General features: G+C 68.5%; 9 protein-coding genes and 1 riboswitch. Of the genes, 1 reads left to right on the forward strand and 8 read right to left on the reverse strand.

Going from position 1 to position 6,508, the window contains the following annotated elements:
• Nucleotides 1-564: 564 nt before the first annotated feature.
• From ACWD01_RS36895 to ACWD01_RS36930, 8 genes are all read right to left on the reverse strand, one after another.
• A complete protein-coding gene (locus tag ACWD01_RS36895; protein WP_451168294.1) occupies nucleotides 565-867 on the reverse strand; it encodes a hypothetical protein in 303 nt (100 codons plus the stop codon).
• A gap of 2 nt (nucleotides 868-869) precedes the next feature.
• A complete protein-coding gene (locus ACWD01_RS36900) occupies nucleotides 870-1,124 on the reverse strand; it encodes a hypothetical protein (protein WP_451168296.1) in 255 nt (84 codons plus the stop codon).
• Nucleotides 1,125-1,335: 211 nt separating this feature from the next.
• Nucleotides 1,336-1,474, reverse strand: a riboswitch (cobalamin riboswitch).
• 544 nt (nucleotides 1,475-2,018) lie between these two features.
• Nucleotides 2,019-2,627 (reverse strand): hypothetical protein, encoded by a 609-nt coding sequence (locus tag ACWD01_RS36905; protein WP_451168298.1) that lies wholly within the window; start codon nucleotides 2,625-2,627, stop codon nucleotides 2,019-2,021.
• Nucleotides 2,628-3,138: 511 nt separating this feature from the next.
• A complete protein-coding gene (locus ACWD01_RS36910; protein ID WP_451168300.1) occupies nucleotides 3,139-3,684 on the reverse strand; it encodes an aspartate carbamoyltransferase in 546 nt (181 codons plus the stop codon).
• Nucleotides 3,656-4,117: a MarR family winged helix-turn-helix transcriptional regulator gene (locus tag ACWD01_RS36915; RefSeq protein WP_451168302.1), complete on the reverse strand. Its 462-nt coding sequence runs from the start codon at nucleotides 4,115-4,117 to the stop codon at nucleotides 3,656-3,658. Before ACWD01_RS36915 ends, ACWD01_RS36910 begins: the two co-directional genes overlap by 29 nt.
• A 381-nt stretch (nucleotides 4,118-4,498) precedes the next feature.
• Entirely contained in the window at nucleotides 4,499-4,924 is a 426-nt protein-coding gene (locus tag ACWD01_RS36920) for a hypothetical protein (RefSeq protein WP_451168304.1), read from the reverse strand.
• Nucleotides 4,925-5,006: 82 nt separating this feature from the next.
• Nucleotides 5,007-5,183, reverse strand: coding sequence for a hypothetical protein (locus ACWD01_RS36925; protein ID WP_451168306.1), 177 nt, complete (start codon nucleotides 5,181-5,183; stop codon nucleotides 5,007-5,009).
• 42 nt (nucleotides 5,184-5,225) lie between these two features.
• Nucleotides 5,226-5,372, reverse strand: a complete 147-nt coding sequence (locus ACWD01_RS36930) for a hypothetical protein (protein WP_451168308.1) — start codon at nucleotides 5,370-5,372, stop codon at nucleotides 5,226-5,228.
• A 304-nt stretch (nucleotides 5,373-5,676) separates the two neighbouring features.
• Between ACWD01_RS36930 and ACWD01_RS36935 the strand changes: the two genes are divergently transcribed.
• Complete coding sequence (locus ACWD01_RS36935) at nucleotides 5,677-5,907, forward strand: hypothetical protein (RefSeq protein ID WP_451168310.1); 231 nt, start codon at nucleotides 5,677-5,679, stop codon at nucleotides 5,905-5,907.
• The last annotated feature ends 601 nt before the right edge of the window (nucleotides 5,908-6,508 follow it).

The raw sequence follows: 6,508 nt of genomic DNA on the forward strand, positions 1-6,508 counted from the left end.
CTGCGGCGGATAGTTCTTCATGACCACGAGATGTCCGTTCTCAGATCCTCAGGATCCAGTGTCTCGTGTGTCCAGGATCAAGGGTCAAGGCCCCACCTGCGGCCTCGCCCAAGGCTCCGAGAACCAAGCCGTTCCAGCAGCGTCCCTCCACACCGGGACAACACTGTGCGGCATCACCAGCGAAGGCAACCGCTGCGCCCTGACCATTGAGACTGTCCAAGCCGACTCACGCGGCGTGCGCAGCGTCACCATCCGCTACACCACGTGAGACACCACGTCATCGGTCAACTGAACGCCCAGGCGTGGTGTCCCGGTTCAGGCGGGCCGAGCGAGAACGGGACTGGGCCCTGACCGCAGCCCGGAGCGAGAAGGTGTCGGTGCGGAAGGTCGCCGAGTCGGGTGCACCAGCCCACCAAGAGCGCCGACATCAATGACCTGGATGCCGCGCTCGGATAGCTGCGCGCCGCGGGCTGGCCGGCCCCGGAGGACCCGGACGGCAGCGACGACGACGAACTGTCCGGCCGCGCGAGCATCGCCGAGCGTCTGCACGACGAGGTGGACTGGCTACGGCAGTGCGCCGAGTGGCTCGACCACCTGGAGGCCGAGCCGTACCCGCCGGCCGTCAACCTCCGCACCGAAGCCGACTTCCCCGACACATGCGCCGTGCCGGTCCGGCTGCCCCGGATCGCGGCCATCCTGCGGCGGATCGCCTTCGACATCGACGACCTGGCCCGCGCCCGCCGCGTCGAGGACCTGCAAACCGCCCGGGTCGGCAACGACCCGCGCGCTGAGCGCCGCCGCCGGCTGGCCGAACCCGACCTGAACTATGCCGATAGCCGTGACTGGCCCTCCCGGATGCCCGGCCACGGTCAGGGAAGCGGGGGCGACGTCGCCACGCCGTGCGGTTCAGCAGATCCTGGTGCAGAGCCTTCACCGCCGGCTCCGACGCCGATCAGCAGGGCGAGCGCCATGATCACGCCCACGGCGGCGCCGATGGCGCCGACCAGGTCTCCCTTGGAAGGGGCGCTGGCGTGGTTGCGCGCGGTGTACTTGAAGACGCAGACCCCCACGATGCAGCCAACGATCAGAAGCATCGCGGCCTGGGGGCCGATCTGTACGGTCATCACAGGGCCTTCTTGGCTCAGGGGGCCGTCTGCCTCGTCCACCTAGGTCTAGCGGACGGCCCATGCCGAGGTCCCCGCGGCTGCAGAGGATCCTCACCCCTTCTGCGGAGTGGCCCGGTCTCAGACAGCAAGAAAGCCCGACTCTCTTTGAGTCGGGCTCCGTTGCAGTGTCCCGGAGCCCTTCCCAGAAGGGACCCGGGCGTCACGACGCCGGGCATGTTCTGGTTGGGCAGGTCCTCGGACTCGCTCCGACGGGATGGCGGGCTCACCGTTGCGGGACAGTTCCGGATTCGCACCGGATTCACCTACGTGCATCAGTGTACCGAGACGGTCACCCCGGTCAGCTCGTGCGGTCCATTGCCTGCACAGCCGGGCGCGGCCTCGTTCGCGGCATCAGCACGACTGCTGGAGGCATGCTCGTGACCGGCACCCTCTAGTGGATCCAGCACCAGTGCCATGGCCGGCGGCCGTCCGCTGCGCTCACTGCAGGCCCTCGCCGCCGCCAGGTCCTCACGGCCGCGGCGGCTCCCGAACTTCCTGGCTCCAGGATGCTGGCACGGCGGAAGCCCCGGGCATCTGTGGTCCGGGACTTCCTCGAGGAGCTTCGCGATCCACGTCACGGTGTTGTCCCGCTGGCCGAAGGAGTCGGTCGCCCTCACCAGGGCGACCGACTCCTTCGCCGAACAGCCTGGGTCACCGCCCCATACGCCAGGCACCGAACAGCCCGGCGACCGCCGTAATGATCACGGAGAAACCGGCGTCCCCGACCGCGAGATACACCCCGGCGCACAGCCCGAGCAGCGATTGCATGTCGACCTGAGCTCGGTCGCACGGCCAGACGCGAGCGCCGGCCCTTGAGTGTCAGGGCGGGCGTCTGAATTGTCAGCCTCGGGACTATGCGTTCCCGTCGGGGGTGTGGTCGGCCGCGCCGTCCCCGGCCGGGCCGAGGAAGAGCGTGCCAGGGTTTAGCAGGCCGATGAGGTTGTGCCACGCCTCGGCCTGCACCCGGTCCAGAGGGGAGGCGTCGGCACGGAAACCCCTCCACCGGGCTTCGCCACGAAGCGGGCCGAGCACCCCGGCCTCGATCACCTCCCGGTGGGAACGCGCCGTGCGGCCCCGGAAGGCCGGTACGTCGCTGGCCCATTCGGTGAACACGTGCAGCTCCGGAGCCAGCATCTCCGCCCGGTGCCACGTCTCCTGACTCCATGGGCCGGCCCCGACCGTCGCATCGAGCACACGGCGCATCCAGTGCCCCGATGCCCTGTTGACAGCACCGACGAGCGTGCTCCACTGCGCCTCCCGACAACTGCCGGGCCAGCGGTGGGGGTTCCGGCCGATCGACACGGGAAACGTCACGGTCGGCGTATGCCCTGCCAGGCACAGCTCGAACCGCCGCCGCTCCCCCTCACCGCCCAGCCAGACCAGCTCCGCGCCCAGCACCTGCGTGACCGAGTACGTGACCGGTGGCCGCCACGGCAGGATGGGAGCGAGCCGACGCTGCACGGTGACGGCGTCGCCGTCGAAACGAGCCCGGGCACAGGAGGTTTCCGCTGAAAGGACAGGCCCGCCGCCTGCTGACATGAAGCCTCCCGAGTAGTCATGGCGCCGGCGCACGGATGCCGGCGCGGCCTCCCGACCACCATCACGAGTGGAAGGGCCGAACCGTTCCCTCCTCTTCCGGCAGACGGGCAAGCCGGGGACACCGAAGCCGGCCTGTGAGCGTTATTACAGGTCCGACTCTGCGGGCGGGAGCTCGGTCTCGCTGCGGTTGTGGAGCCAGTTCAGCAGCCGGAAGCCGCGCTCGCTCTGCTCAGCGTTTCCGGGGTAAACTGGCGACCTCGCGTAATCGTGAGTCGCGTATTCCTCAGCGTGTGAGGACTCGTGCTCACCGTGAGTGGTCACCGGGGGCACAGCGACGCCGGGACCGCGGCGTGTCTGTCGCCGACAGCGACGGCGTGAAGGGTCCTGTCTCGCAGCCGGGTTGCAGCCATGGCCCGGCGTGGGGGCCGTGTTGTCAGTGTTCTGCGTGATCGCCATGGTCGGAGGTCTGGGCCGCGCCCCACTGGTGGAGGGCGTCCACGAGCGTCGGGTCCGCGGTGCGGAACTGGAGGGCGGCGCCGTCCGACCGTTCGGTGTAAGTGATATCAATGTGCCTGGCCCCGGTGGCGAGTTGCTGAAGGCCGGGCATCGCGGTTCCGTGGATCGCCGCGGGATCGGCGTAGTCCCCTTTGCGGAAGCGTTCGGCTTCGTGCGTGAGGTGTTCACGGATGAGGCGCACCTGTTCCGCGTCCACGGGGGCGTCGCTGACGACTTCCTCCCGCAGGCCGTCGGCCGTCCGGATGAACCGGTGCGTCGTCCGGTCGAGGTCGAACGGCATCACCGAGGCACCGTTCCGGGCGACTTGTTCTTGACGGGACTCACCGTTCGATGACCCGCATCCGGCAAGCAGCGCGGCGCCAAGGGAGCCAGCGGCGAACGCGGCAGCGCAGCGCCGTCGCCACGAGGCGCGAGTCTGCCGTCGGGGCGGGGCCTTAGGTGCCGGTCGGGTGGTCGAGGTCATGGCTTGCTTCCTCCAGCAGGTGCAGGGTGCGTATGACTGTGCGGCGTTGCGCCTTGGGAACGCGGTCCAGCAACTCGGTGAGCCGCTCGGTGCGTCGTCGGGAGACGTCGGCGGCCACTTGTTCGCCCTGGTCGGTAAGCCCCACGAGCTGCACGCGGCCGTCCCTGGGATCCGCGACCCGGTCGACCCACCCGCGTGCCCTCAGCTGGTCCACGAGTCGGCTCGTCGTGGACTTGGTCAGGTGCAGCCGTTCACCCAACGCCCGTTGGGGCATGCGCCCGGCGCGCAGGGTGGTGACTGCGTGTGCTTCGGCCGTGGACATCGCCGCGCCGCATGGCGTGCGGTCGGCGTCCAGCAGGCCGAACGCGCGGACGAAGTGAACGAAGGCATCGGCGAAATCCTCCGCCGAGTCGCCGCTTCCGAGATCAGACATGGTTGCAGTCTAGAACTATTTAGTCCCGACTTGCAACTATCCCTAGCTATCTCCGGTTGCCTGTGCAGTCCCTTGCCGTGCCGCTTGACGAAGGTCTCCTGCAGTCAGCTGCGACCGTAGCTCGTGCTCACCGTGAGTGATTGCCAGGGGCATAGTGGTGCCAGGTTCCTCCGGCTTCGGCTGCGAGTTGGGCTGTGGTGTCGTTGTGGTAGCCGAGCATGCGGGCGACTACCGGTGCGGGGGCCTGGAGCACGAGGTGGCGGATCGCCGCCGTGCGTCCCCGCTGGGTGGGGAAGCCCAGGTGGCTTTGTGCACGAGATCTCGTGCACAAAGTCAGACAGATGAGTGCATCGGGTGGGTCCGACATCCCGATGTATTTGATCACTGTGTCTCCTGGCCCTGTTGCGGCGTCCGCGTCTCGGTTCCGGGGGCGATGAGGCCGTCGAAGTTACTCACTCCGGTGGCGTCGTCGCACAGGCCGGTGGTGTCGGTGTCGACGGGGGTGAGAGTGCCGTTGCTGTGGACGGTCCAGGCCACCAGCGGGTCCAAGGTGGACGTGCCGTCCGGATGCTTGTACCGAGCACTCCACCCGCCCCCAGGGATGGCGGCGACAACGGGGTGCCCGCCCTCCGAGAGCCCGGTGAAGGTGCGGCCGTTGTTCGCCGGGACAAGTTGACCGGTGCGCTCATCAACGACGAGCGCTTGGCCCTCGTCGTCCCAGGCGATGACGGGCTTGCTTCTGAAGCCTGTGCGGCCGTCCTCTTCCTGCTTGTAGTGCGCTTCATAGGGGTGTTGGGCTGGGATCACTACGTCTCCTGGGCGGGTTGATACTGGTCTGTGGTGTGACCGTACGGCCGGGGCGGTCTGTCCGTCCCGGGGTTTGATCAGGTCAGCAGATGGCACGGCCGTCGCGCTGGTCCTGGACGACGTCGATATATGCCTGCACCAGATCCTTGGATCTTTCGCGCTGCTGCTCCTCGTCGAGGAGCGCCCACGCTTTCAGCCCGATGACGACCGGGAACGCGGTAGGGTCCTGCTGCTCGAGCTGGACGACGGGCCGGTACATGGGCGACAGGGCGGCGTCGGCCTCGACGATCTCCTCGAGAGTCTACGGGGCCGGTGTGCGGCGCAGCTGGGGCCAAGGCGAGAAGATCCCGAGCTGCCAGGCCGCGGTGCCGTCCTCGCTGCCGCCCGCGATGTCCTCGCCCAGCGCGGCGGCTACCGCGTCAAGGAAGTTGACGGCTGGCTGGCGCACGCCTTCGCCGACCGCTCCGGCCCACTACGCCAGCTCGGCCGCGCGCACGACCGAGGCGGCTCGCCACTCCCTCGTAGTGAAGATGGGCTGGGGCACCTTTACACCGCCGCGGAACTGCGCGCCTGGCTCGAGAACTGGCAGGCACAGGGAACTGCTCCTGGCCGGCAACCTGAATGAGCGAAGCATCCCTACCCCAGAGGTAGAGGTCCTATCGCCCCCGTGGAGCCATCGGAACTACTCCCGGGTCTCGCCCGGCAGGCGATACCGTGGGGAAGACTTCCAGATGACAGCCCAGGAGCCTCGGATGAGCCAGCAGCCGGCCCCCGTGCCCGCCCGCCAGCCCCTCGATGAGCACGCCGCCGAATCGGCCCGCGCATACGCGGCTGCGGAGCGCGCCAAGACGGACGTCCTCGCCTCGGTCTTGGAGGACATCGCCGCCAACGGCTACCCCTCGCCCGAGTCCGGCGTGCCGTGGGAGACCGCCCGGGACTCTCACCTCGCCTGCCTCGCGGACGAGCAGCCGCGTGTCGCCTGAGCACGGCGCGCGCCGCTCGAGCGTCATCATGGTGGAGCCCGCGCTCACCCAGCTGGCCAAGCTCACCGCGAGCGAGACGCACCGCCTGGACCGCGCGATCGTCGCCATCAGCGTGAACCCGGAGCTGGCACCGAGGTGCCCGGCACCCTGCTGCGCGACTACGCGGACGAGGTCGATGGAGTCCGCTTGATCTACTACGTCACCGCCTTGAGGACGATCACGATCGTGGCGTACGTCGAAGCCTGAGCAGCAGGTAGCAGCGCCTCGGATCTGGGCGGGTCCGGGGCGCTGCTGGGTTCTGCTGCTGCGGGTGGTTCGGGGTGCCGGAGAGCGATGACATTTCAGAGGCCAGCCCCAAGCGCCACACGATTGTGCTCGGGTAGCAGGCCGCGCTGCGCACCTGCAGCGGCCCGTGCAGCAAACGGTCGTTCGTTTGCTGCACGGGCCGCTGCATCCGGTCAGGCGGCGGTGCCGGTGGCTCATGGACGACCGGGGATCGGTAGTGCCTAGCCTCGCCGTTTCGGTTGGGTTGATGAGACGTTGTTGATCGTTAATTGTCAGGTGGGTGAGGCGTTTTTGCTGCTTGGGCATGGTGGAGTCC

The organism is Streptomyces sp. NPDC002835 (genome assembly GCF_053591995.1).

What these genes read in the sequence shown, in the direction of transcription:
- ACWD01_RS36915 (WP_451168302.1), bottom strand. Translation starts at nt 4,117, where the DNA reads ATGTCTGATCTCGGAAGCGGCGACTCGGCGGAGGATTTCGCCGATGCC.
- ACWD01_RS36925 (WP_451168306.1), bottom strand. Translation starts at nt 5,183, where the DNA reads ATGTACCGGCCCGTCGTCCAGCTCGAGCAGCAGGACCCTACCGCGTTC.
- ACWD01_RS36910 (WP_451168300.1), bottom strand. Translation starts at nt 3,684, where the DNA reads ATGACCTCGACCACCCGACCGGCACCTAAGGCCCCGCCCCGACGGCAG.
- ACWD01_RS36900 (WP_451168296.1), bottom strand. Translation starts at nt 1,124, where the DNA reads ATGACCGTACAGATCGGCCCCCAGGCCGCGATGCTTCTGATCGTTGGC.
- ACWD01_RS36935 (WP_451168310.1), top strand. Translation starts at nt 5,677, where the DNA reads ATGAGCCAGCAGCCGGCCCCCGTGCCCGCCCGCCAGCCCCTCGATGAG.